The sequence below is a fragment of the Sphingobium sp. AntQ-1 genome (genome assembly GCF_028538045.1).
Taxonomy (GTDB): domain Bacteria; phylum Pseudomonadota; class Alphaproteobacteria; order Sphingomonadales; family Sphingomonadaceae; genus Sphingobium; species Sphingobium cupriresistens.
In genome coordinates, this window is the sequence record NZ_CP117158.1 from 25223 (window position 1) to 48058 (window position 22836).

The 22836-nt window shown below is 62.9% G+C and carries 28 protein-coding genes, 1 tRNA gene and 1 pseudogene; 12 read left to right on the forward strand and 18 right to left on the reverse strand.

The features are described from left to right. Positions 1 to 22: 22 nt before the first annotated feature. From sphantq_RS00140 to sphantq_RS00170, 7 genes are all read right to left on the reverse strand, one after another. The gene (locus sphantq_RS00140; RefSeq protein ID WP_091742613.1) at positions 23 to 664 is read right to left on the reverse strand and encodes a DUF1109 domain-containing protein; all 642 of its coding nucleotides are present in this window, start codon (positions 662 to 664) and stop codon (positions 23 to 25) included. Next, positions 664 to 1197 (reverse strand): sigma-70 family RNA polymerase sigma factor, encoded by a 534-nt coding sequence (locus sphantq_RS00145; RefSeq protein WP_272799262.1) that lies wholly within the window; start codon positions 1195 to 1197, stop codon positions 664 to 666. Before sphantq_RS00145 ends, sphantq_RS00140 begins: the two co-directional genes overlap by 1 nt. 105 nt (positions 1198 to 1302) lie before the next feature. Next, on the reverse strand, positions 1303 to 2100 hold the full coding sequence (locus tag sphantq_RS00150; protein WP_272799263.1) for an SDR family NAD(P)-dependent oxidoreductase: 798 nt from the start codon (positions 2098 to 2100) through the stop codon (positions 1303 to 1305). 38 nt (positions 2101 to 2138) lie between these two features. After that, positions 2139 to 2867 (reverse strand): cytochrome c biogenesis CcdA family protein, encoded by a 729-nt coding sequence (locus sphantq_RS00155; protein WP_091740255.1) that lies wholly within the window; start codon positions 2865 to 2867, stop codon positions 2139 to 2141. 7 nt (positions 2868 to 2874) lie between these two features. Further along, on the reverse strand, positions 2875 to 3291 hold the full coding sequence (locus sphantq_RS00160; protein WP_091740257.1) for a thioredoxin family protein: 417 nt from the start codon (positions 3289 to 3291) through the stop codon (positions 2875 to 2877). A gap of 112 nt (positions 3292 to 3403) precedes the next feature. Continuing rightward, the gene (locus sphantq_RS00165; protein WP_091740260.1) at positions 3404 to 4432 is read right to left on the reverse strand and encodes a DUF1611 domain-containing protein; all 1029 of its coding nucleotides are present in this window, start codon (positions 4430 to 4432) and stop codon (positions 3404 to 3406) included. A gap of 82 nt (positions 4433 to 4514) precedes the next feature. Then, positions 4515 to 4811, reverse strand: a complete 297-nt coding sequence (locus sphantq_RS00170) for a hypothetical protein (protein WP_272800278.1) — start codon at positions 4809 to 4811, stop codon at positions 4515 to 4517. Positions 4812 to 4835: 24 nt separating this feature from the next. Between sphantq_RS00170 and sphantq_RS00175 the strand changes: the two genes are divergently transcribed. The 4 genes and pseudogenes from sphantq_RS00175 to sphantq_RS00190 all read left to right on the forward strand — a co-directional run. Then, positions 4836 to 5195, forward strand: a complete 360-nt coding sequence (locus sphantq_RS00175) for a MarR family winged helix-turn-helix transcriptional regulator (protein WP_272800265.1) — start codon at positions 4836 to 4838, stop codon at positions 5193 to 5195. A gap of 2 nt (positions 5196 to 5197) precedes the next feature. Then, positions 5198 to 5653: a DUF1772 domain-containing protein gene (locus sphantq_RS00180; RefSeq protein ID WP_218054348.1), complete on the forward strand. Its 456-nt coding sequence runs from the start codon at positions 5198 to 5200 to the stop codon at positions 5651 to 5653. Positions 5654 to 6614: 961 nt separating this feature from the next. After that, the gene (locus sphantq_RS00185; protein WP_245620230.1) at positions 6615 to 6866 is read left to right on the forward strand and encodes a helix-turn-helix transcriptional regulator; all 252 of its coding nucleotides are present in this window, start codon (positions 6615 to 6617) and stop codon (positions 6864 to 6866) included. Positions 6867 to 6969: 103 nt separating this feature from the next. Then, positions 6970 to 7134 (forward strand): annotated as a pseudogene (locus sphantq_RS00190) (JAB domain-containing protein); the annotation flags it as partial. A 224-nt stretch (positions 7135 to 7358) separates the two neighbouring features. Here sphantq_RS00190 and sphantq_RS00195 read toward each other — a convergent pair. Further along, the gene (locus sphantq_RS00195; protein WP_066601627.1) at positions 7359 to 8789 is read right to left on the reverse strand and encodes a DEAD/DEAH box helicase; all 1431 of its coding nucleotides are present in this window, start codon (positions 8787 to 8789) and stop codon (positions 7359 to 7361) included. 125 nt (positions 8790 to 8914) lie between these two features. Continuing rightward, positions 8915 to 9349, reverse strand: coding sequence for a hypothetical protein (locus sphantq_RS00200; RefSeq protein ID WP_272799264.1), 435 nt, complete (start codon positions 9347 to 9349; stop codon positions 8915 to 8917). 78 nt (positions 9350 to 9427) lie between these two features. Between sphantq_RS00200 and sphantq_RS00205 the strand changes: the two genes are divergently transcribed. From sphantq_RS00205 to sphantq_RS00225, 5 genes are all read left to right on the forward strand, one after another. Further along, on the forward strand, positions 9428 to 10867 hold the full coding sequence (locus sphantq_RS00205) for an FAD-binding oxidoreductase (protein ID WP_272799265.1): 1440 nt from the start codon (positions 9428 to 9430) through the stop codon (positions 10865 to 10867). A 135-nt stretch (positions 10868 to 11002) separates the two neighbouring features. Continuing rightward, positions 11003 to 11803 (forward strand): SapC family protein, encoded by an 801-nt coding sequence (locus sphantq_RS00210; RefSeq protein WP_066601620.1) that lies wholly within the window; start codon positions 11003 to 11005, stop codon positions 11801 to 11803. A gap of 318 nt (positions 11804 to 12121) precedes the next feature. Further along, a tRNA-Glu gene (locus sphantq_RS00215) sits at positions 12122 to 12196 on the forward strand. 441 nt (positions 12197 to 12637) lie between these two features. After that, positions 12638 to 13264, forward strand: coding sequence for a hypothetical protein (locus tag sphantq_RS00220; RefSeq protein WP_272799266.1), 627 nt, complete (start codon positions 12638 to 12640; stop codon positions 13262 to 13264). A gap of 14 nt (positions 13265 to 13278) precedes the next feature. Continuing rightward, positions 13279 to 13605, forward strand: coding sequence for a hypothetical protein (locus tag sphantq_RS00225; RefSeq protein WP_272799267.1), 327 nt, complete (start codon positions 13279 to 13281; stop codon positions 13603 to 13605). A 29-nt stretch (positions 13606 to 13634) separates the two neighbouring features. Here the strand turns inward: sphantq_RS00225 and sphantq_RS00230 are convergent, their stop codons facing one another. The 8 genes from sphantq_RS00230 to sphantq_RS00260 all read right to left on the reverse strand — a co-directional run bounded on the left by sphantq_RS00230 (position 13635) and on the right by sphantq_RS00260 (position 19815). Further along, a complete protein-coding gene (locus sphantq_RS00230; protein ID WP_272799268.1) occupies positions 13635 to 13811 on the reverse strand; it encodes a hypothetical protein in 177 nt (58 codons plus the stop codon). Between the two features lie 65 nt (positions 13812 to 13876). Further along, on the reverse strand, positions 13877 to 14059 hold the full coding sequence (locus sphantq_RS00235; RefSeq protein WP_272799269.1) for a hypothetical protein: 183 nt from the start codon (positions 14057 to 14059) through the stop codon (positions 13877 to 13879). After that, positions 14056 to 14502 (reverse strand): hypothetical protein, encoded by a 447-nt coding sequence (locus tag sphantq_RS00240; RefSeq protein ID WP_272799270.1) that lies wholly within the window; start codon positions 14500 to 14502, stop codon positions 14056 to 14058. The genes sphantq_RS00235 and sphantq_RS00240 overlap by 4 nt, the downstream gene beginning before the upstream one ends. Beyond that, positions 14502 to 15041, reverse strand: coding sequence for a hypothetical protein (locus sphantq_RS00245; protein WP_272799271.1), 540 nt, complete (start codon positions 15039 to 15041; stop codon positions 14502 to 14504). The genes sphantq_RS00240 and sphantq_RS00245 overlap by 1 nt, the downstream gene beginning before the upstream one ends. An 89-nt stretch (positions 15042 to 15130) precedes the next feature. Continuing rightward, positions 15131 to 15517, reverse strand: coding sequence for a hypothetical protein (locus sphantq_RS00250; RefSeq protein WP_272799272.1), 387 nt, complete (start codon positions 15515 to 15517; stop codon positions 15131 to 15133). Positions 15518 to 15666: 149 nt separating this feature from the next. Next, the gene (locus sphantq_RS00255; RefSeq protein ID WP_272799273.1) at positions 15667 to 18039 is read right to left on the reverse strand and encodes an AAA family ATPase; all 2373 of its coding nucleotides are present in this window, start codon (positions 18037 to 18039) and stop codon (positions 15667 to 15669) included. Between the two features lie 36 nt (positions 18040 to 18075). Continuing rightward, on the reverse strand, positions 18076 to 18306 hold the full coding sequence (locus sphantq_RS24345) for a helix-turn-helix domain-containing protein (RefSeq protein ID WP_443021512.1): 231 nt from the start codon (positions 18304 to 18306) through the stop codon (positions 18076 to 18078). A gap of 144 nt (positions 18307 to 18450) precedes the next feature. Then, positions 18451 to 19815, reverse strand: a complete 1365-nt coding sequence (locus sphantq_RS00260) for a site-specific integrase (protein WP_272799274.1) — start codon at positions 19813 to 19815, stop codon at positions 18451 to 18453. 350 nt (positions 19816 to 20165) lie between these two features. Between sphantq_RS00260 and sphantq_RS00265 the strand changes: the two genes are divergently transcribed. Further along, positions 20166 to 21404, forward strand: a complete 1239-nt coding sequence (locus tag sphantq_RS00265; RefSeq protein WP_272799275.1) for a tyrosine-type recombinase/integrase — start codon at positions 20166 to 20168, stop codon at positions 21402 to 21404. Positions 21405 to 21460: 56 nt separating this feature from the next. On the opposite strand, the gene sphantq_RS00270 is transcribed toward sphantq_RS00265, so the two are convergent. Beyond that, a complete protein-coding gene (locus sphantq_RS00270) occupies positions 21461 to 21664 on the reverse strand; it encodes a helix-turn-helix transcriptional regulator (RefSeq protein WP_093082076.1) in 204 nt (67 codons plus the stop codon). Positions 21665 to 22088: 424 nt separating this feature from the next. On the opposite strand from sphantq_RS00270, the gene sphantq_RS00275 reads away from it, so the two are divergent. Both sphantq_RS00275 and sphantq_RS00280 read left to right on the forward strand, forming a co-directional pair. Further along, positions 22089 to 22514 (forward strand): type II toxin-antitoxin system RelE/ParE family toxin, encoded by a 426-nt coding sequence (locus sphantq_RS00275; RefSeq protein ID WP_272799276.1) that lies wholly within the window; start codon positions 22089 to 22091, stop codon positions 22512 to 22514. Beyond that, a complete protein-coding gene (locus sphantq_RS00280) occupies positions 22504 to 22824 on the forward strand; it encodes a helix-turn-helix domain-containing protein (RefSeq protein ID WP_009820704.1) in 321 nt (106 codons plus the stop codon). The genes sphantq_RS00275 and sphantq_RS00280 overlap by 11 nt, the downstream gene beginning before the upstream one ends. The last annotated feature ends 12 nt before the right edge of the window (positions 22825 to 22836 follow it).

Genomic DNA, 22836 nt, shown 5'->3' on the forward strand with positions numbered 1-22836 from the left:
GGGGCTATGCTCGCGAGGTCAGCTACCAGCGCAGGAGCCGCGGCCCCAGCAGCGCGCCCAGAGCCGCCGCCACGGCGATCCCCAGGGTGTACCAGGTGAGCACGAAGATGGCGGACACCTCGGGACAGTGCAGGCAATAGATGGTCGCGGCCCATGCGCCGGCGCTGAGGCCGGCGATCGCTCCGGCCGCCCGCAGGTGAGCGGGGGCGAGCTTGCGGAAGGACCAGAGCAAGCCGGCGAAGATCGGCGCGGCGAGCGTCAGCACGATCCAGGGACAGGAGGTCCAGCTGCGGCCAAGCCACATCGCCAGCCATTCCGACGACGGCGTGCGGGCGAGCTCGCCGACCCCGATCCCGACCAGGACCAGCACCGGCGCGGCGAGCAGCCAGAGCCCCTGCAAGGGCGCGGGCGCCGGCCGCGCCAGGCGGATGATCGCATAGCTTGCGCCCAGCGCGAGCGAGAGGGTGTAGGTCCACTTCATCCAGAAGGAGAAGCCGTGCATGGCCAGGCGCAGATCCGGACGGATTCCGAGCGTCACGGCGATCAGGAGCATCGCCACAAGCCCGCCGGCCGCCAAGCCGACTGCGATGCGTCTGGGGACCGCGTGACGCGGCACCCGAGACACGTTCTGGCTGAGCGAATCGATAAGCTGTTCGGTCTTCATCATCCTTGGCCTTTGATCCGGGCGGCGAGCGCCTTGAGGCCCCGATGCACCGAGATCTTCACATCCGACTCGCCAATGCCGGCACCGGAGGCGGCCTCGGCGATACTCTTGCCCTCGACATGGGTGTCGCGGATCGCGCGCGCCTGTTTGGGAGACAGGGTCGCGAGCAGGCGATCGACGTCCACACGCGCGCCGGCGGCGTCTTCGAAGCCCTCGGCCATCAGGATGGACTCGACGTCCTCGATCGCCACCGTCTGGCGATGACGCCGATAGTGGTCGATCGTCCGATACCGCGCGATCGCATAGAGCCAGGCGGTGAAGGGACGGCTGCGATCGAAGGTCTCTCGACGGGTGTGCACGGTGATGAGGGTGTCCTGTACGAGGTCTTCGACATCTTCGGCCCGCGCCAGACGCCGTCTATAGAAGGCGGTGAGGAGCGGCACGAGCGCGCGCAGCAGCAGGCCATGCGCGAGCGCATCGCCGTCAAGGCTGCCGATCATCAGCGCTTTGAGCTCGGCCTCGCTCGTCGCCATCCTCATTCCGGTCAGTCTTACGTCGCTTCCGCTCTATCCGTTACAGGGGTTGGGCTCGACTTCATATTCGGCTGCAGGGTTCGCGCGGCGACGTCCCACGCGGCCTCACAGGGCCGAGTGGTCGCGCGCTCCGTCTTCCATGGCGGCTTTGATCGGCCGCAGGGCTTCATCGACAGCCTGGGGGTCGGTCCGGTTTTGCTTCACCATCTCGAGCCGGGCCGGGCCGCCACGCACAACCTCCAGGCGGTCCTGGGTCATCGCCTCGACTATCTCCCGGGCCACATCCGACGGTGTTTCGCGACCGCCGTCCCGTCCCATTCCGGACGTCGCCATCATCGGCGTCTCGGTCGCCGTCGGATAGACCGTCAGGACACGGACCCCCTCCCCGTCCAGTTCCCGGCGAAGCACCTCGCCGAAGTGAGCGATGCCGGCCTTGACCGCGGCATAGGGCGAATAGAACGCCATGCCGACAAGCGCGATGCCCGAGCTGACGTTCACCACCAGGCCGTCGCCGCTCTCCTTCAGCAGGGACAGCGCCGCCCGCGTGAGGAGGATCGGACCCGTCAGGTTCACCTCGACCATCTGGCGGATCTCGTCCTCCGTGATGGCTTCGAGCCGGCCAGCGCGCACGCCGCCGGCGTTGTTGACGAGAACGTCGAGCCCGCCGAGCGATTCCGCCGCCAATTCGAGCGTTCGGGCCCGGCCTTCGGACGTGGTCACGTCGGCTGACAGGCCGCGGATGGGGCCTTGGCCTTCCAGCTGCCGTAGGGCTTGATCGACGGCCCCCTGCCGGCGACCAGTGATGCCGACGATGGCTCCGGCGATGAGCAGTTCGCGGGCGATCTCGAGCCCGATGCCGCTCGATCCGCCGGTGACGAGGGCGCGCTTGCCGTTGAGATTCATTTCGTCGGCTCCTTTAGGGTGTTGCGGGCCCAAGGGCCCTAGATCGCGGTCGACCAGGTGACGACGCGCTCAGGCAGATGATCCAGCGCGAAGGCTTCGATCTTCCGATCGATCCCCGTGAGGATGAAGACGCCGATGATGAGCAGCAGGGCGCCCAGCACGGTCTTTCCGCGTCCGCCGGCTGTCATCATCCGGCCGCGCCACCGCGAGAGGGCGCCTCGCGCCGCGAAGGCGATCACGAGCAGGACCGTCGAGATGCCGAGGCCGAACGCGACCATGACCAGGGCCACCTCGCCCAGATCCTTGCCCTCGGCAGCGAGCGCGACCGCCGCGCCGAGGGTCGGTCCCACACAGGGCGCCCAGACGATGCCCAGCAGGGCCCCGACCGCCGCCTGGCCCCAAAGCCCGGCCCTGTCGTCAAGCGCCGCCTGATGGGAGCTGGCCCAGGCGGCGAGCGGGGTCGCGACGCGGGCCAGCAGGTCCTGAAGCCAGGGCACGAGCAGTACCACGCCCGCCAGGCAGAGGATGACCGCGCCGGCGGCGCGAACCACAAGCGTATCGATCCCCAGCGCCTGCCCGAAGGCGGCCACGACGAAGCCGGTGACGGTGAAGGCGACGACCAGGCCCGCCGCCAACGCCAGCGGCGCGAAGCGGTGCCGCTGGGCCGCCGAGGACAGGACGATCGGCACCAGCGGGAGGACGCAGGGCGAAAGGATGGTCAGCGCGCCCGCCACATAGGCGAGCGCGGGATTGAGCGCAGAAGCCATCCGCAGGTCAGCTGATCGCGCTGCGGATCACGGCGGAAACCTTGCCTTCGTCCGTCTCGTGCGCGATCCGGTCGGTCTCGCGCGCGCCGCGGAAAGCGATCAGGGTCGATTGCTGGGTCGCGCCGAACCTTTGCCACAGCGGCCGCTGGGTGTCGAAGTCGATGCGGAACACGACCATGTCGCGATAGGCGGGGGCGGCCGTAACGCTGGCGATCGTCCTGGCCTGGGCGCGGCAGACCGGGCACCACGGCGCATGGACCCAGACCAGGATCGGCTTGCCCGCTCTCTGGGCCGCGTCGAAGGCCGCCTGATTGTACGGCTGCACGGTCGGCGCGACCTGGGCGGCCGCAGGAGCGGCGGCGACGACCGCCGGAACGGCGGCGGCGAGAGCGGCGAAAACGGCGAACGAAGACGAGTGGCGCATAAGGCCTCCAAGGAGTTGTCGTCTCCCTCCTACGGATCGGCGCGGCCGCCGGTTACACCCGGCAAGGCGAAGACCCGAAAACAGGCCTGCACAAGACCCCGGCGTTAGCCGGTCATTCCAGACAGCTCTCGACGAGACGGTCGAAAGCCGGCCCGCCCCGCATCGGGTCGGCCACCGGCAGGCGCAGGCGCTGGCTGTCGAGAGCCATCAGCCGCGCCGCCTCGTCCGGCTTCAGCGCGTGAGTGTTGTAGGCGACGCCGCCGCAGCGGATCGCCGGGTTGGTGCGCCGGCCGAGCAGAACCGTCGCTTCGATGATGTCCTGGATGCTCGGCAGCTCATATCCCGGGACGCCGAGCACGTGGGTGCGACCGGGCTCGTGGCAGACCACGAAGACATCGGGCTGGCTGCCGTGGAGCAGGCTGAGCGACACCCCGCCATAGGCCGGATGCAGAATGGACCCCTGTCCTTCGATGACGTCCCAATGATCGGCCGCCGCATCGGGCGACAAAATCTCGGCGGCCCCCGCCGCGAAATCGGCGATGACGGCGTCCATCGGTATGCCGCCGCCCGCGATCATGATGCCCGTCTGTCCGGTCGCCCGGAACTCGGCCGCCACCCCCTTTTCGGCAAAGGCCCGGGCGAGCGCCAGCGCCGCGTACTTCTTCCCCAGGGCACAGTCGGTGCCGACGGTGAGCAGCCGCTTTCCCGTTCTCTTGCGCCCAGTGCCGGTCGGGATCGACGGCGGCGGGTTGCGCACATCGATGAGGCGCCGACCACACTCCGCGGCGGTCTCGGCCAGGCCCGGGATGTCGGTGAGCCGCTGATGCATGCCGCTGATGATGTCCAGGCCGGCGCGCAGCGCCTCGATCAGCGACGCCCGCCAGTTCGGCGGGATCACGCCGCCGCTGTTGGCGACGCCGATCACCATCGCCCGCGCGCCGAGCGCCACGGCCTCGGAGGGCGTCATCTGCGGCAGTCCGGTGGAGACGGCGGCGCCGTCCAGAACGAACTCGCCGACGCATTTGTCACCCGCCCAGTCGCGCAGGCCCAACGCGGTCTTTGCGTAGCCGCGCTCGGTCGTATCGCCCAGGAACAACAGATAGGGGTGCGGCAGCGTCAGATCAGCTGTTTGCGCGGACATGGTCGTTCATCTCCTCAAGGATCGTTTGCGTCCGACATCACCTAGGCCCGCGGTGCGCAGCCGCTTGGCGGGTCCTCTGGGGTTAGGCCGCCGCCAGACGGCGGACGGCGTCAGCCCGCATGGCCAGCACGAAACAGCCGGCGGAGAGCAGGGCCGCCGGGACAGCCACGACGACGATGGCGTGGCCCAGCATCGCCTCGCCGCCCAAGGCCTGGCTGACCAGGGCGATGGCGGCGGGTCCCGTCGCAGCAGCGAGGGCGGTCGTGAGCACATAGGTGGCGATCCCGCGCCCACGGATCTCGTTGGGCAGGTTGAGGGTGAGCGCGACAACGCCGATCGTGGGGACGAGGCCGGCGCAGACCAGATCGAAGGCCAGCAAGACGGCGTAGGTCGGGACATCGGCCTGACCAGCGCGCGCTGGCAGGTGCTGGGGGCCTTGGCGGAGCACGGCGCGCCGCGGACCGTGTCGCAGATCGCGCGGGCCATGGGCCTGACCCGCCAGTCGGTGCAGCGGGTCGCCGACGACCTGCGCGGTGCCGGCCTGATCGTCCTCCTGACCAACCCCGACCACGCGCGATCCAAACTCATGTCCATGACCCCCGCCGGGCAGGACGCCTATGCCGAGGCCCTGCGCAGGCAGGCCCCCTGGGTCGCGGGGCTGGCGGCCGGCCTATCCGCGCAGGACGTGGCCGCGGCGATCCGCGTCCTGTCGACCGTCGCCGGCCGGCTCGACGCCGATCCTTCAACCCTTCCGGAGCAATGACCATGACCGCGCTGATCCTGCTGCTGCCGATCGTCCTCAGCGCTGTCTTCGCGGGCGCCGCGCTGTACATCAATGTGGCCGAACAGCCGGCCCGACTGGGATTGGACGACCGAGCCCTCCTCCAGCAGTGGGTCCCGAGCTACAAGCGCGGCACGCTGACGCAGAGCAATCTGGCCCTGGCCTCGGGCGCGGCGGGCGCGCTGGCCTTCTGGCTTGACCCGAACGGGCTGTGGCTGGCGGGCGCCGTGCTGATCGTCGCCAACTGGCCCTTCACCTTCGCCGCCATCAGGCCGATCACCCGCCGGCTCGAGACCGCCTCCGCCGATCAGGCCGGGCGCGACACCCGCAGCGCCATCCGGCGGTGGGGCGTGCTCCACGCCATTCGCACCGGCCTGGGGTTCGCCAGCCTCGCCGCCTACGCCGTGGCGAGCGCCAGGACGTGGCCCTCCGGCCTCTGAACGTCAGGCCGCGACCAACCGGAAGTAGTCCGCCACGCCCCCGACGGTCTCCGAGACCTTGGCAGGGTCTCGTAAAAGTCGAAATGGCAGCCTTCGGACCAGTGCAGGGCTTTCGGAGCGCCGCGCCGGGCGCAGGTCCAGCGGGCCTTGGTCGCGCGAGCGCCTCTAACCTTGGACCGAGCAGGACTCGGCTGGTCCTTGCGGCGCCGGCGCAGCTGTCCAGTCGATCCGAGCTGGCCCTTGCGCGGGCCCGTCGCGCGCTAAGCTTCCGGCGTCAAAAAAGGCGTCGGCACTTTCCTCGCGGCTGGCGGCAAAGCTCGCATCCGAACGCGCGTCTGGGATTCATATGACCTCATTCAGTTCGGGGCAGCGCACGCTGGAGAACGCGTCCCGCCGGCCCTTGCGAAACGCCCGAGTTCCATCGCTTGTCTCGAAATTATAGCCGAAGGTCACTTCGTCTCCAGCGCGGGGAGGGCTGCCACCGGGTGAGCATCGACAGCAGCGGGCCGGTCGGCGGGCGTTGTCGCGAGTATACGCCAGACAATTTCGGCTGACCCCAGCATAGGCAAGGGTTGGCCAAATTGGGTCCGCCATTGTCTGTCTAGCTCGACTTCTTCGGGCGTCATTTGGGTGTTTGTCATGGCCCGGAGAAAGCCTTTTGCGAAGACTCGGTTCCGGCCGCGAATGGCTAACGCGGGGTCCCGCCCCATCGAGTAGCGGGATCCGGCGCGGGGCGGCGGTTCGGTTGTGATGCAGCGCAGTAAACTCCGCCTATGTGGCCTCTATGATATCCGTTCCCCCGACGCCTGCCGGAACCGCCTTTCGCGCCGGTGAATGGCGCAGCATGTATGTCCGTGCGGAAGCGTGAGGCTCCGGTCCCGGGGGCTTAAATATAGACCCGAAGCGATCCTCGACAGCCTACCGCGATGATCAACTCAAACGCGGCGACACGGCCTTGATCGTGCTGCCGGAGGAGGCGGTAGTGCCAGATAGCAAATTCCTTACACCTGACGAGGTGGCTGAACGCTACCGGGGCGGTGTTTCGGTTGGGACGCTTCGAAATTGGCGCGCGATGCGTCTCGGCCCGTCCTTCGTCAAAATTGGCAAGGCCGTGCTCTACCCCCTCCACGAGCTTGATGCGTGGGATGAAAAGAATAAGGTGCAGTGTCGTGCATCCAGGGGACTCGACGAGCACAGGGGTGATCAGGTGTGATGGTCACGTTCGGGCATGATCAACCGCTCCCAGTCTCCGGCACCAGTCCTCGTCCGATTTCAATTTATTGCATAACAATCAATGCCATAGAATACTGCAAGGCATGGTGCATAACCACCCGTCGGGTGATCCGTCGCCCAGCCGGCAGGATATCGACATCACGCGGCAGATCGTGGAGGCGGGCAAGCGGCTGGGCATCAGCGTGCATGACCATATCATCATGGCGGCGAGCGGTCATGCCAGTTTGCGGGCGCAGGGGTTGTTGTGATTATGGCTGGCGGCGAATGCGCGTGGATGGGGTGGATCGCGTCCGCTTCTGGCCGATTTACGACCGGCAACTCGCTGCCCGCGACCTCTCAATTATCGCCTGATCCTGGGGATTTCCCGATTTTGCTGCGGAAGGCACACATCCGCGAAGCCTATGGCGTCGCCGTGTAGCACCTCCATCCGCAGCCTTTATCCATCATCCCAGCCGTCGCCGGGATGACGCGCCTATTGGGTGAAGCCGAAGTTCAGGAATTCTGGGACCGGGCCGTTCCAGCCATCGTCCGGGCCGTCATCGGCTTGGTCGTTGCGGCGGCGCGGCGGCGCGGCAGATGTGGTGCGATCAGGGCGCGAATCGCGGGAGCGGTCTTCACGCTGACCATTGTCGCGCGGGCGATCCTCACGGGCCTTTTCTTCACGCGGCGTCGGCTGTTCAATCTCCGCGCTAGGCCTTTCCTCGACCGGCGCGGGGCGTGCGCCGCGACCGCGACCGCGCGGCGCGCGGGCGAGTTCGTCCCTGACGGGTTCGGCAGATGCGACGACATCGGCGGCGCCAACGACCTCGATCTTCGTGCCGATCAGCTTCTGGATATTGTCGATCGCCTCGGCGTCCGCTTCGGTGACGAAGGTGTAGGCGACGCCGCTGGCGCCCGCGCGGCCGGTGCGGCCGATGCGGTGGACATAATCGTCCGGGTGCCAGGGCGCGTCATAGTTGAACACATGGCTGACGCCCTTGATGTCCAGTCCGCGCGCCGCGACGTCCGATGCGACCAGGATGTTGACGGTGCCGGCGCGGAAGCGTTCCAGTTCGGCGATGCGCGACCCCTGGTCGATGTCCCCATGGATTTCGCCCGACTTGAAGCCGTCGCGTTGCAGGCTCTTGTTCAAGTCCCGCACCGTGGTCTTGCGGTTGCAGAAGATGACCGCGCTGGTGACGTCCGCTTCCCGCAGCATTTTGGAGAGCGTGTCGCGCTTCTTGCGCGAATCGACCTTCACCAGACGCTGGGTGATGTTGGTCGAGGCGCTGGCGGGGCGCGCGACTTCGATCGACTTGGGATTGGACAGGAATTTGTCGGCCAGCTTCTTGATGACCGGCGGCATCGTCGCGGAGAACAGCAAAGTCTGGCGCTGCGCAGGCAGCTTGGTGCAGATTTCCTCGATATCGGGGATGAAGCCCATGTCGAGCATCCGGTCGGCTTCGTCGATGACCAGTAGCGAACAGCCGTTCAGCATGATCTTGCCGCGACCGAACAGGTCCATCAGGCGACCCGGCGTCGCGATCAGCACGTCAACGCCCTTTTCGAGCGCGGCGAGCTGGTCCCCCATCGACACGCCACCGATCAGCAGCGCCATCGAAAGCTTGTGATATTTGCCGTATTTCTCGAAATTCTCGGCCACCTGCGCGGCGAGTTCGCGCGTCGGCTCCAGGATCAGCGAACGGGGCATCCGCGCACGGCTGCGGCCATGGGCCAGGATGTCGATCATCGGCAGCACGAAGCTGGCGGTCTTTCCCGTCCCCGTTTGGGCGATACCGATAATGTCGCGCATCATCAGGACGGAGGGGATCGCCTGCGCCTGAATGGGGGTGGGCGTGTCGTAACCGGATTCGGTTACGGCCCTGAGCAATTCGTCGGAAAGGCCGAGATCGGCAAAAGTCATTCAATGGTCCGGGAACAGGAGGCTTATCCGTCCTGCGCGGATGCGAGACGGAAATCGGCCGCGCATTGCGGAAATATCGGCCTCTTGTCAAGAAAATCGCGCGGTTGCCGGGCTGTGGCGACCGATCAATCCTCCTCGTCGACCGGGATAAGGCGACGAAAACTGTCGATTGCGCAACTCAGGCCGCTGCGCGCCTGCAATTCGTCACGGCCCGAACAGAGCGATCCGTCATCGTCCGGTTCGACATAGAAGCCGGAATAGAAACCCACTGAGTCGCATCCCTTTTCCAGCCGCGCCCGATAGCGGTGATTGTCCGCCAGAATGAGGTCCACGCCATTGTCCACGACGATGCTGCCGCCGCGAATCGAGCGCAGCGCGACGCAGCGCGGCCCCTTTTTTTCCTGCCATCGCTCACGCGCATCGGGCGCGATCCGGGCAGGCGCGCGCCCCTTGCGCACCATCGGCACGCGAATGATGACGCGCTGCTGGATGGACAATTGCGCCCATTGGACCGGATCACCGGTCGATGCGGACAGCAGCAGCAATATGGAATGAACCAAGACGGACCCCTTATATGGGAAGCGATGCTATCGGGTGGTGGTTGAACCGTCGATGAATTCCGGGGATAGGTGCGTCCCATGATTGGACAAGATATGATCGATCGATTCATCGCCCTGCTCGGCCCCAAGGGGGTGGTCACCGATCCCGACGAAATCGCCCCCTGGGTCAGCGACTGGCGCGGCCGTTATCATGGCGCGGCGGCCGCGATCCTGGCGCCCGCCTCCACGCAGGAGGTCGCCGCCACCGTCGCGCTGGCCGCGGAACTGGGCGTGGCGCTGGTGCCGCAGGGGGGCAATACGTCGATGGTCGGCGGCGCGACGCCACCGGCGGACGGATCGGCTCTGATCCTGTCGCTGCGGCGAATGAACCACATTCGCAGCCTGTCTCGGCAAGATAATCTGGCGGTGTGCGAGGCGGGCGTAATCCTGAGCGTGTTGCACGACGCGGCCGAGGAACAGGGCCGGCGGTTTCCGCTGAGCCTGGGGGCCAAGGGGTCGGCGACCATCGGCGGACTGGTGTCGACCAATGCGGGCGGCACGCAGGTCTTGCGCCACGGCACGATGCGCGCGCTGGTGGAGGGGATCGAGGCGGTGCTGCCCGACGGCAGCATCTTCGATGGGCTGGATGCACTCAAAAAGGATAATCGCGGCTACGATATCAAACAGTTGTTGATCGGGGCGGAAGGCACGCTGGGCGTCGTCACCGCCGCGGCGCTGCGGCTCGCGCCCGCCATCGCCGCGCGGGCTGTGGGATGGGTCGGGGTCGCCTCGCCCGCCGACGCGCTGGCGCTGCTGCGGCTGACCGAAACCCTGTTGGGCGACAGCGTCGAGGGGTTTGAGGTGATCGCCGACGAGACGCTGGGGTTCGTGCTGGGGCACATCCCCGGCACAAGATCGCCGATCGAGACGCGCACGCCCTGGCATGTGCTGATCGAGGTCGACCATGCCGACCTGTCTGAGCCGGGTCCGTCGGAGCGGTTGGAAGCGGCGCTGGCCGAGGCGTTCGAACGGGGCATCGCCGTCGACGCGGCGCTCGCCGCCAACGAGGCGCAGGCCGACGCTTTCTGGCGCATTCGCGAATCATTGTCGGAATCGGAAAAGGCGCAAGGGCCGGCGCTGCAATATGACATCAGCGTGCCGGTGGCGAAGATGCCCGCCTTCATGATCGATGCGGCGGCGGCGGCGGAAGCGCGCTTCCCCGGCACCACGGCTTCCTCCTTCGGCCATCTGGGCGACGGGAACGTCCATTTCCATGTGCGCGCGCCCAAGGGGACGGGCGACGGCCCGGCCTGGATCGCGACCCAGGGCCAGGCGATCAACGGCTTCGTCCATGATGCGGTGGTCGCGGCGGGCGGCTCCATTTCGGCCGAACATGGCATCGGCCAGATGAAGCGCGCGGAACTGGGCCGCCTAGCCAGCCCGGCGCGGATCGGCGCGTTGCGCGCGATCAAGGCGGCGTTCGATCCCAAGGGCCTGTTCAATCCGGGCAAGCTCATTCCGCTGCCCGGCGAAGGCTGACGGCGGCAAGCTGAACACGCGCCGCCGACAAACCGATTGCCACCAACCGGCAAGGCCATTATCGCCCTGCCCCAATATTCAGCCCGCGGCGCGCGCATAAAAGGCGGCCGCAAATTGACAGAATGGACCCGGACCATGGCCAGCGCGCCCGCCAACACCCTGCCCATCTTCTACAATGATCTCCTGCCGCTGAGCAGCGTGGACCATCTCGATTATCGCACCCGCCAGATCGATTCGGCGCCGTTCCTGACGACGCAGCACGCCGTTCCGCTGACGATCGACGAATTCGTCCCGGCCCAGCGCTTCGCCCCGATCATCTTTTCGGCCGGCGCCGATTCCGTGCCGCTGCTGCTGATGGGCCTCAATGAAGGTGTGAACGTCTTTGTCGATGACGAAGGCAAGCTGCGCGGCCCCGCCTATGTTCCGGCCTATGTCCGCCGCTATCCCTGGATGCTGGCCAAGCTGCGTCCCGACAGCGACGACCTCTCGCTCTGCTTCGATCCCACCAGTCCGGCGATCGGCGCGTTCGACGAAGGCCAGTCGCTGTTCGAAGACGGCAAGCCCAGCGAGCAGACTCAGGGCGTGATGAAATTCTGCGAGGATTTCGAACAGGCCGCGGCCCGCACCGGCCAGTTCGTCCGCGACCTGCAGGAACTCGACCTGCTGATGGACGGCGAAGTCGCGATCCAGACCCCGGTCGCCGACCAACCCTTCGTCTACCGCGGTTTCCGCATGATCAACGAGGAAAAGCTGCGCGACCTGCGCGGCGACCAGCTGCGCAAGATCAACCAGAACGGCATGTTGCCCCTGATCCACGCGCACCTCTTCTCGCTCCAACTGATGCGTGAAATCTTCGAGGCGCAGGTGAGCCAGGGCAAGGGCCCGATCGCCATGCCCGCCACCGCGGAGCCGACGCAGGAGCCGGTCGGGGCCTGAACGAGAAATTAACCCGAAAGGGTTTGAAAAATTGATGGAAAGGGCATCGCATCCCCTCTTGTAAGGCGATGCGACCTGCCCTATCTATCAATCATGCGATGCACCTGCCCCCCTTTCGGGTGTATCGTATGGGCGCCTCCCCCTTTGGAGGCGTCTCCTCCCTGAACCTTGGCCACCCCATGCTTTGCATGGGGTGGTTTTTTATGTGGGGATTAGTCTGTGCTTCGGATGAGGGGATGGACGCCCTGCAGTTTCGCTTGACGCCATGGATGCGCCTGCCTAAAGGCCAGCCCCTGCCGACCGCCAAGAGCGGTCCATGGCCCCTTCGTCTAGCGGTTAGGACGCGGCCCTCTCACGGCTGAAACACGGGTTCGATTCCCGTAGGGGTCACCAGTTAGATCAATGGGTTAGCGAACCCTTGGGCAAAACCATCAAATAACCGTCGAATAAAGCGTCTGTGGGCATGCGCGAACTTGGACGGATATTGATGTCCGATTAGCCTCCTTCCGGCCAATGCTTAGCGCCCGCCTTACGCATCGCGTTAACGAGATCGAAGACGGCCTGCCCGGCCCCCAACGGTTCAATTCCCCAGCCTTTGCACGTTGGGCATTCTGTTGGAGCCGGATTTCCGTAATCTGTCTGGACAGCGTAGCCCGACGACGCTGGCCGGTGATATTTGCCATCTCCGCCACAGTCTGTGCATTCCTGAAACAACGCCTCTCCCATTTTCGTCTCCGTGTTGAGTCGTGATGTGGGAGTATGCAGCAAACGGAAATCTACTGGACACGAAAGTCGCGCGAGGGCAGCAATTGCTTCGAGCAAAAGGGGTAAGGTATGATGAAGCGGATTGCGGCGTGCGCCGCGTTACTAATCGCAGGCGTGCATCCAGCTTGGGCAAAAGAACCCAAAGTTAGCCAGCAGGAGCTAATGCTGAGACGGCCACCTTCTGCGATTGAACCACTTATCAAGGTAGCTGGTGACCGCCTCGACCCATCGATCGAAATTAGTTCATACGGCGCTAGTGCGATTACAAATAAAGGACTTCTTGTAAGCACTACCACTGAAAATAGCTTCATGCGCGCCTTCATAGATAAAAAGGACGGAAAGGTAAGCACTCAAATATATCACATTGAAAATTACTCGGGTGAATGGAAATATTTCAATTCTGCTACCTATGAAGCTCCAGAAGGCATTAAGGAAGTCTCGGCCAATCGGGTAGGAAGCGACGTGAATTGTTATCGCTGGGGCTGCTCATTCACCGAAGAAGTCGTCTTTCCGGTAGATTTTGCGATTCTTGAAAAAGCCGCCGCAGCTTTCGATCCCGCAAACCCTTTGAATGGACTGCGCTATCGCCTGTTTGCCAAATCGGGTGATCGCGTGGACGAGGCTATACCGATCAATGAGATCGTCGCGTTCGTTGCCGTTGTGAACCGCGCTCGCGGTGACGGTATTGCAAAATAGATTCGGTCGAGCAAATGAAAGATCAACGTGATGTGTTCGAGAAGATGGGAGTGGAGGCGGTTCGGCTTGCGTTAAAAAACGGAAAATTGAACTGGGAGGTTTCCGAGCAAGCCGTGCCATGGCTCGCACAGAAGGATCATGAACGAAATTTGGAAAACTCTGTTAACGCCGAAAAGCAGTTGGAAATTGCTCGCTCCGCATCTGAAGCCGCCTGGGCAGCGGTCACGCAAGCGGCTGTCGCCAATAGCCGTGCCCAAACTGCTAACATTATCGCGACACTAGCCATGATCGCAGCCGTTGTGACGATTGCTATTTCCATAATCACTGCGCTCCTAAAATAGCTGGGCAAACCAAAAGGGTGGACCGGGCGTCACAAATCCAAATCACTCGGCAAAAACCCCGTAAAAATCTTCGCCATTGCCGGGTCGGTGGTGACCATTTTGCGGCAACAAGCCCACCATTCTTCCATCCCGGCCCGTTCGTTTTCGGTAGAGCGACTGGCGATGTTGGCGATTGTGTGTTCAACGTAGGCAGCGGTGGCCACCATTTCAGCGTGCCATGGCGTTGAAGTCCCGGTCGTGGGCTCCAGAGTGCCTACGCGCCGCGCCAATGTCATGGCTTTTCAGCCCAAGCAGGATCGATCAAGCGGCGCACGATGACGTGAGCATCCAACGGAATACCGGCACGCAACCGAGCTTCGGCAATATCTTCGTCCGCTTCTACGGTGAGGCGATGCCAATGGACGGGCTGTGCGTTACGGGATTCCAGCTTCTCCAGCCGTTCGGTCAATTTCATGTCGTAAGCCTTTCTTCAAGGGCAGCTATGCGCTGTTCTAAGTCAGCCGTTTCCACAGCCTTGCGATGCAGTTCCAAGACATCGCCCAACGCCTTGCCCTCGGCTGGGCTAATCTCCCCTTCGGACACAGCGGCGGCTACGGAGGCCAGCGCAGGCGCATGGTCGGCGGCAGTGGTGACGGGCGGCAGATCGATGGTGACTGGCCTATCGCGGCGGGCGGGAGCAATTCGGTCGAGGCACAATCGTAGGGCTGTGATGTCCCCGCCTAACGCCAGCTTCAACGCTGTAGCGGACAGTGCCTCGGCTTGCCCCTCCATCAAGGCCTCAACCGCCAGTGTCGCCTTATGGCGTGCCCCACGGGGGCGACCGGGATTGCCCGGCCCGAACCGCCCCTGAGTGTCGCGCCCCGTAGGTAGGCCGTTGTTTCGGGCGTCGGTGGACATCAGCCGTCCAGCGCAGTCCAGATTGTTCGGCCATTCATGCCATCGTCCAGCCACGCGAAACCGGGCTTATCGAACAGCGGCAGTTTGGCATGGCGCAATCGAGTAACTTGCCCATGGCCATCAGCCCAGACGCCATTGCCCTCATAGCCGCGAGCGACGATTTCGGCGGACTCGAACATAAGTCCGGCCTTGGATAGACGCGCGTCGCTGGCGTCCAGTTGGCGGACGATTTCGGCATAGCGGCGCGTGAGAGCGGGGATTTCGTCGCGGATGACAGCGGCGAGGGCATTGCGCTCGGCAAGGGCGGCTTCTCGCTCCGCATCGAGCTTGGCTTTTTGCTCAGAGGCACGGATTTCGTCCACGCGGGCGGCAAGCGCTGAGCGGGCGGTTGCGAGCCGCTTGGCGCGGAATTGCAACCCGTCCAGCGCATCCTTGGCCTTGGCCGCCGCTTTGCCGTCAATCAACGGATCGAGCGCATCCGCCTCGGCCTCTGCAATGTCGCCAATCAGCGCCGTCGCAGCTTCATCCAAAGCGGCCAAAACGTCAGCAGCGCCAACGCTATCACCGGCACCCCGGAGGACTTGAGAAATTCGACCATCTAGATCGCCGTTGGCTTCCAGAACCGCGCTCATCGTGTCGCCTCCTTACCATTCAACCGGGCAATCATCGCCTGCCGCGCCTCACGGGCCAGCAACGCCGACGTTGCCCCGATGGCGTCCATGACCGGCATGGCGGCGGCATGGCGCGCCTGCCCGGCCTGCGCGTCCGCAAACAGTGCATCGGCCATCCGCGCTGGGCGACCGTTAAGCCGGGCAATCATTTCTTCGCGCGCAACGGCGGAAGCACCGGCTGGAGTAGATGCCCACGCACAGGCATCGGAGATGGAAGTCGCGGAGTCCATGAAGGACATAGAGGTTCGCACGCCATACCCCGCTCGCAATGCGCCTCGCGAGTCCTTAGCATCATGCTCGGAAACCTCCCGACCAAGCGCATCAACAAAAACATATTTCTTCACTATACTTCCTTTCTTCGGTTGGAACGAACCATTTATACACTAAATCAATGTCAGTAGTAAGGTGCGACATTCCCGTTGACTTAAGAAATTCATCTATAGCGCTGCCATAATCGTTTCAGCCGATGCTATCGCCAACGTCATCGGCGCGCCTAATCATTCCAGCCAATGACATCGCCATCGGCATCCAGTTCGTCGTCATCCGCGAAGATGACAGCCCCCTCCTGAAAGGGCGCGGCGGCCTCATGGGCCGCGCCTGATATATATTTATATATAGAGTGTGTGTGCGGGGTCGTTCGGGCCGGTGATAGGGGTCGTTCGGGATCAGTGTTCGGGGCGGGTTCGGGAAGGCGTTCGGGAAGTTCGGGAACCTCGCGAATAACGCTCACGTCGCGACTTTTCGCCACATTTCGGACGGTGACCACTTCGATCTTTCCGAGTGAAAAAAGGCGGTCCATGGCGCGTTTTAGGGCTGGCTTTTTGAAACCCTTGGCCAGTGCCATCCCCGAAAACTGTGCGGGTGCGTAATTCGGCCCCGGAGAAGGCCCTACAGCCCTCGCGTCGCCCTCTTTGGCGCGTTGTCGCAGGCAGGCGAGGAAGGCGGCATTTTCACCCGCTACGGCGATGGCGGCAGCAAGTTCGGCCCGTTGGTCGGTTGGCAAGTCCTCTTCATGGACGAAGGCCCACTTGTGCCAGCGAAAAGATATTTGAGAGCGCGCAGGACCGTAATTCGCCTTGCTATTCGTTAGCGTTCGGGCATCGGAATCAAGGACGACACCATCGTTGTCGGTTACAAAGCCCATGTAGAGCCGCGAGCGGACTTGGTTTTCCCACGCGGTCGAGCCTGAAAACTCCTGCCCAGCCTTGTTCGGATGCCCGAGAAGCAACACCGCTCCACCAATTTTCTGAGCAAGCCTGTTCATCAGACTGACGAAGGCAGCGACTTGAGCGCGGATATTCTCGTTCCCCGCGAAAAGATGCGCTACGTTGTCCAACACAATAAACTGTGCGCCGACTTCGGCGGCAGTTGCCTCCAGTCGCTCGTAGGCCTTGCCTACGATCATGTTCCCCTCTTGCGCGAACGTGGCCATTTCATTGGCGATTTCGCCCGCAAGGGAAAGTAGATGCAGGTTACCGGACAAGTCAGACAGCGACACGCCTAGCGCCTCGCAGATCGCCTTCTGGCGACGATGCAGTTCGTCGGCGTCATCCTCGCACGTCACATAGATCGCGACGGCCTGTCGCGTCTCTACACCGAGAAAAGGCAGGCCAACGGCGACGCAAGTTGCTATTTGTTGCGAAGCCAGCGACTTGCCAACCGAACCCACGCCGGTCAGATAGCTGCACTGGAGCCATGGCATGATGCCTTTGACCGCCCATTCGCGGGGTGGCGCGACGATGCCATCCCACGCTGCCGGATCAATTAGTGCTGGCGGCAAAGCCGGGCCTGCAAGAGCGTCTGGCTGGCCATATTTCCTCTGCGCGCTGGATACCGCGCGGGGTATGTCATCATACCGTGCCTGCCAGCGCTCATCGCGGGTCTGGTCGCTGGCGTTCATCAGATCGCGGAGATGACGAACTGCCCCGCCCGGATGCAATCCGCCGCCCACAAGTCTAGCCGCCAGACGCACATTAGCCTCGTGGTAATTTTCGCCGCTCAGAACGCCGCGCACCAAGCCTTCCCTGTCGGCAACATCCTCCAAAGGCGGCAGCAGCGGCGGCGGCAGCTTCGCAACATCCTCCAACAGTTCTAGTGCCTCGGTGAGGTCAATTTCCGCGTCAGGGTTGACCTGCTCGGCACGGCACAGCCTAGGCGCGGATTTAAGGTGCCATGACCCCGCCCAGCGGATAGGGTGGACGAGCGGCACATTGCTTGCGTCAGCGCCCGTATAGGCCGTCGCCAATGCGCGCAACCGCTTAAGTTGTGCGTGATCTTCGGGCCAGCGCGTTGGCTCGTTAAGCCGCCAATAGGCGTGCAGTTTAGGCTCAATCTCACCTGTTTCTGGATTCATCCATTCGCCGCCTGACGCCGCAACAAGCGTGGGGGGGCCGATGACGCGCGCCAGTTTTTCGAGGGCAGCGCGAGGATTTTTGTCCAACTCGATCGACAGGACCAGCCCATTGGCTAAATCGGTCTCCCTCGCCCCGCGCGGTGCTTTGAACGTCGCTACGGGCGGACAGAAAACGGGCCTCTTAGGCGCAGCCGCAGCGCGGGCGGCTATGGCGAGGGCAATTTTGAGAAGTGTAGCACGGTCGTCATCGTCACTAAGTTCAACGGCCCTAATCTCAAACACTGTAGCGTCATCATTAAAGGCGCGTGCCGATGCGAACGTGCCAGCATCGGCATATCTAAAAAGAACATCAATATACCGTCGCATCTCTTCGGCGTCCGGCACTAGACTTCCACCCTCAGAAATGGTATCAAAATACCCGTCGCTTTTCTTCCTTTTCGCGACTTCTTTCGGTTGGGAAACTTGGGCGGCTTCTTCGGTGGAGGCCGCCCCATTTTCTTCGGAAAACGTCATCGCGACGTGACTCCTTCATCTTGGTGAGCCATGTTCTTAGGCTCCGGTACGAGCCAAGGCCTCTACGTCTTCACGGCGGAACATTGTACGTCGCGTCAACTTAATAGGCTGCAATGCTCCCTTCTTCGCGAGAGCATAAATTGTTGACCTGCTGACGCCACCCAACACTTGGCGAGTAGCGGAAATATCGAGAAGAGCGGGCACTGAGACTTGCACAAGAAAACTCCTTACATCAAACGATGTCAGGAATACTACGCGAATATCCACAATCGCGCAAGTCTCTCGGCGAACGCAATATAGCCATTCTGTTCTAGCGTGTCAACTCTTATGATAGCCGCAGAAAACTGCCGTTTTTTGACTGATTTGCTGCGAATCCGTCGTCGTCATCGACTTGTAAGACCAAAAAAGATTTCAGCGTAAGTTTGCGATTCGAATCATATTTCCACCACCGGCAGGCATCAAAGGCACGACGGCAGCCGCCGCCATTTCTTCCAGCCCACCTGCGATCCACCGCCCATAGTGCCTTTCGATCATCGCCGTCGATGTATCATGAAGCGCGGCCACCAGCCGAATAGGCAATCCTGCCCGTATGCCGCGCACGATGGACGAATGGCGCAAGGCGTAGGGTACAACTTCAGCCGCAAGCCCTACTTCGCGACGGATCGCAGCCCAATGCCGTACAATCTCAACAGGAACGCCCCAAGGTCCGCGTTCGGTCTTGTGCCAAGCGATGCCACCGCGCTGCTCGAACCGCCAGCGCTCTAATAGAAACGTATCGGCTGGGCGGCCGGTCGTTGCGGACAGCAGGGCATCAAGCACGTCGCGCCCGACCGGCACTGGCGTATAGGAAGATTTGCCGCCGCCACGGCCCTTACGCGACGTGGGGACCATGATCCTGCCCGCTGCTCGCTGAACATCGCTGACGCGGATTCGCGTGACCTGAGAGAAGCGCGCGCCTGTTGCGGCCAGCACGATAATCAGGCGATGAAAATCACCTTCCAGCCCTTTTGCCGCGTCCACGGCACCAGCGGCGGCAATGATTGAGCCTACTACAGCATCAGCAAGGATTTGACTATCGCGCGCCACAGCCTCGCTATGGTCAGCATTGTTGCCGTCTGCCTTCAATCCATGTTGGATCACGCTAGGGAGCGTCACGGGCAACTTCCGGCGATGTGCGCTCACAGCAGAGTTCAGCGCCGCTTTCAGATCATTAATTAGCCGCTGCCGCGTCGCGCCCTTCAAATCCGCAGGAAGGCCGTCACGCCACGTTTGCAAAGCTGCCTCGTGCAAATCATGGAGAGCAATGTCAGCAAGAGGCGCGGCAGGGACTGCCTTACGGTTCCCCCTTACCTCCCTTCCCAGCACATAACGTTCCAGTCTATGTGTGGCATCCGACCGCACGATACGGCCTTTGTGCTCACTTTCGCGTTTATCCCGTCTAGCCATGTATGCCAGCACCGCCGTCCGCACCGTCTCAACCGGACCATCTGCAACAGCCTTGGCTTCGCGTCGCGCCGCCTCGACCCGCTCGCGTGCCGCCTTTACCGCGTTAGAATAGGCCAAAGTTCCTTCCGCCAAAGCGTCATCCGCCGTCCCCAGCCGCTCCTGCCGATAGCCCGCCCCGTTCCGCCACCGCACCAGCCACACGCCGCCCCGCTTGCCCTTGCGGTAGCCAAGGTGCGTTTCTGGATCGATCCCACGCCAGTGCAGTCCCACAGCTAACTTTTCGCGGGCGTTGCGGGTCGTCAGAGGGGCTTCAGAAAGTGTCTTCGCCACGGCGTTTCCAAACTTGTCAAATATGCGTCAAATATACACGCGCGCACATTGAGCGACAAGGGGCGACATAATCCGGCATTAATCCACGGTTTTCGTGCATTTCGGCGAACATCAGCGAACAGCAAAAGGATATTTTATCCGCCCTCTCACGGCTGAAACACGGGTTCGATTCCCGTAGGGGTCACCAAAATCCTCTCCCAGAGGGTTTCAGGACGTGCCGGGAACGGCGGAATTCTGCGGTTTTTCATGGTATAGGTATCCCATACGGAGCGGTCTCGGACCACCGGATACCAGCAACTTGATGGTATGTCTGATGGTAGCGCGGCCCTCCTCGAAAAGGAGATACCATCATGGCGCTCACTGCCGCTGCGATCAAAAACGCCAAGGGCAAAGCCAAGCCCTATAAACTCACCGATAGCGATGGCCTTTTCCTATATGTGGCACCCAATGGTGGGCGCTATTGGCGGATGAACTATCGCCACCTTGGCAAACAAAAGACGCTGGCCTTCGGGATTTATCCCGACATCGGTCTTGCCGACGCCCGCGAGCAGCGTGACGCCGCCCGCAAGGTACTGGCGAAGGGTAACGATCCCGCCGAAAAGATCAGACTGGATCGGATTGCCGCGACCATGGCCGCGTCCAACAGCTTTAAAGCAGTTGCCGACGAATGGCTGGTGAAAGTCGAGCGTGAAGGCCGCTCTTCCGTCACGATGAAGAAGCTGCGTTGGCTGCTGGCCTTTATCAATGCGTCGCTAGGCAAACGCCCAGTCACCGCCATCACCGCGCAGGAGGTTTTGACCATGCTGCGCAAAATGGAGGGCAAGGGCCGCTACGAGACGGCCAAGCGCCTGCGCAGCACCTGCAGCCAGATATTCCGCTACGCCATCGCCACGGCGCGCGCGGAGCGTGACGTGGCAGCGGACCTGCGCGGGGCGCTGATCGCACCCAAGCCAGTTCACCGCGCCGCGATCACCAGCGCGGATAATGCGGGCGGACTGTTGCGCGCCATTGAGGCGTTCGAGGGCTTTGCAAACACCAAAGCAGCGCTGCAACTGCTTCCCCATGTGTTTGTGCGCCCAGGTGAGCTACGTCATGCCGAATGGACCGACTTCGATTTTGACAAGGCGCTGTGGACCATCCCGGCGCACAAGACGAAGATGCGCCGCGCCCATACCATCCCCCTCTCCCGGCAGGCGTTGGCAATCCTCGAAACCATCGAGCATGACGCGGACTATAGCGCCTACCTTTTTCCGTCGCTCCGCTCGGTGGACCGGCCCATGTCGGAGAACACTATCAACGCCGCCTTGCGGCGCATGGGTTTCGCACAGGACGAAATGACCGGTCACGGCTTCCGGGCGATGGCGGCCACGCTGCTCAACGAAATGGGACTATGGCATCCTGACGCGATCGAGCGGCAGCTTGCCCATTGCGACAACAACGCCGTGCGTCGCGCATACACGCGGGGCGAATACTGGGACGAGCGGGTCCGCATGATGCAGCACTGGTCCGACCATCTCGACGTCTTGCGCGACGGGCATAAGGTCGTAACCGGCAAGTTCAGTAAGGCGAAAATCCAAGCCGCCCGATGACAGACCATCGAAGTTGCCGTGCCCATGCCTGCAACAGGCGGGGCACGGCAACAAGATCAAACGCCCAACTCCTCCCGATAGCTTACCGGATCGGCAATCCAGCGGTTGATGGCGGACTCGCGCCAGCCAGCGCCGTGGACGCTGATCTTCACTTGGCGCGGGAAAGTGCCTTCGCCCATCTTGCGATAAAGCGTCGTGCGGGAGAGCCCTGTGCGGGCGAGGACGGTTTTCAGGCGAATGATACGATCACTGTTGGTCATGGGGCAGTCTCTTCAAATCAGGATGTTGCACGCGCCCCCGGCCACGAGCATTGGATGCCTTGCCGTCCCGGACAAGAGTGTACCGGGCGTGCTGGCAGCTACGCTTTCATGGATCGGTGAACGCTGGCGGCAATTGGCGGTCAGCGGCGGAAGACGGCGGAATTTGGCGTAGGCTTCTCACTGATAGCGATCAGCGAAGATTTTTTCCCAGCCTGTACCAAAGTTTCATGTCAAGCCTTCGCATCCGCCCCGTTTCAGGGGACAGCCAGCAGGCGTTAGGTCGAGTCGTTCATTGGAGGCTCCTTTGAAAGGACCACCGTCGGTAGCGTCGTGAAGCAAATTCATGCTCACCCCCAGCCTATGCGCTGTCAAGAAGGCCGAACCCGTGTCGTTCCTTCCCATCCATGTTGAACTATAACGCTCAGTGTTATATACAACGTCAGAAAGCAGGAGAACCGCCATCGCGCGCATCTTCAAAAATGGTTGGTTCGAGCGCTTCGCGCGAAAAGAGCGGATTGCCGATGCCTCGCTTCGTGAAGCCGTGCAGCGCGCAGAAAGCGGCTTGGTGGATGCCGATCTTGGCGGCGGCGTCATCAAGCAGCGGGTCGCGCGTACCGGACAAGGCAAGTCGGGCGGCTATCGCACGCTGATCCTGTTCCGGCAGGGTGACAGGGCGATATTCGCTTTCGGATTCGCTAAGAGTGCGCAGGCGAACATATCGAAGGCGGACCTGGCCTTGCTCCGCAACGCGGCGAGCGAGGCGCTGGAATGGAACGTCGGGGAATTGGACCGACTGGTAGCTTTGGGAACGCTGGTGGAGATAGACGATGGGAACGGTGATGAAGGATAAAGGCTATCGCAGCGAGATTGCAGGCGCGATCCACGAAATGATGAGCGACGCCCATGACGCGGGCGTGGTGTCGCGCGCGACGCTGCGTACGTTCGATGAAGCGTGCCTTGCCCCCGCCCCCGCGCTGGCAGGCGATGAAATCCGGGCGATCCGCGAGCGCGAGCATGTCTCGCAGCCGGTGTTCGCCGCCTATCTCAACGTGTCGCGCAACCTCGTGTCCGATTGGGAGCGAGGGGTTAAGCGTCCTGGTGGCCCCGCTCTACGCCTGCTGTCGATCATTCAACGTAAGGGATTGCAGGCGGTCGCGTAGGTGTCCCTATCG

Coding starts and splice junctions, on each gene's coding strand:
- sphantq_RS00195 (WP_066601627.1), bottom strand. CDS start 8,789: ATGACTTTTGCCGATCTCGGCCTTTCCGACGAATTGCTCAGGGCCGTA.
- sphantq_RS00235 (WP_272799269.1), bottom strand. CDS start 14,059: ATGAAATTGACCGAACGGCTGGAGAAGCTGGAATCCCGTAACGCACAG.
- sphantq_RS00165 (WP_091740260.1), bottom strand. CDS start 4,432: ATGTCCGCGCAAACAGCTGATCTGACGCTGCCGCACCCCTATCTGTTG.
- sphantq_RS00210 (WP_066601620.1), top strand. CDS start 11,003: ATGGCCAGCGCGCCCGCCAACACCCTGCCCATCTTCTACAATGATCTC.
- sphantq_RS00180 (WP_218054348.1), top strand. CDS start 5,198: ATGACCGCGCTGATCCTGCTGCTGCCGATCGTCCTCAGCGCTGTCTTC.
- sphantq_RS00140 (WP_091742613.1), bottom strand. CDS start 664: ATGAAGACCGAACAGCTTATCGATTCGCTCAGCCAGAACGTGTCTCGG.
- sphantq_RS00270 (WP_093082076.1), bottom strand. CDS start 21,664: ATGACCAACAGTGATCGTATCATTCGCCTGAAAACCGTCCTCGCCCGC.
- sphantq_RS00230 (WP_272799268.1), bottom strand. CDS start 13,811: ATGGTGGCCACCGCTGCCTACGTTGAACACACAATCGCCAACATCGCC.
- sphantq_RS00280 (WP_009820704.1), top strand. CDS start 22,504: ATGAAGGATAAAGGCTATCGCAGCGAGATTGCAGGCGCGATCCACGAA.
- sphantq_RS00205 (WP_272799265.1), top strand. CDS start 9,428: ATGATTGGACAAGATATGATCGATCGATTCATCGCCCTGCTCGGCCCC.
- sphantq_RS00155 (WP_091740255.1), bottom strand. CDS start 2,867: ATGGCTTCTGCGCTCAATCCCGCGCTCGCCTATGTGGCGGGCGCGCTG.
- sphantq_RS00255 (WP_272799273.1), bottom strand. CDS start 18,039: ATGACGTTTTCCGAAGAAAATGGGGCGGCCTCCACCGAAGAAGCCGCC.
- sphantq_RS00240 (WP_272799270.1), bottom strand. CDS start 14,502: ATGTCCACCGACGCCCGAAACAACGGCCTACCTACGGGGCGCGACACT.
- sphantq_RS00150 (WP_272799263.1), bottom strand. CDS start 2,100: ATGAATCTCAACGGCAAGCGCGCCCTCGTCACCGGCGGATCGAGCGGC.
- sphantq_RS00220 (WP_272799266.1), top strand. CDS start 12,638: ATGATGAAGCGGATTGCGGCGTGCGCCGCGTTACTAATCGCAGGCGTG.
- sphantq_RS00145 (WP_272799262.1), bottom strand. CDS start 1,197: ATGGCGACGAGCGAGGCCGAGCTCAAAGCGCTGATGATCGGCAGCCTT.
- sphantq_RS00225 (WP_272799267.1), top strand. CDS start 13,279: ATGAAAGATCAACGTGATGTGTTCGAGAAGATGGGAGTGGAGGCGGTT.
- sphantq_RS00265 (WP_272799275.1), top strand. CDS start 20,166: ATGGCGCTCACTGCCGCTGCGATCAAAAACGCCAAGGGCAAAGCCAAG.
- sphantq_RS00160 (WP_091740257.1), bottom strand. CDS start 3,291: ATGCGCCACTCGTCTTCGTTCGCCGTTTTCGCCGCTCTCGCCGCCGCC.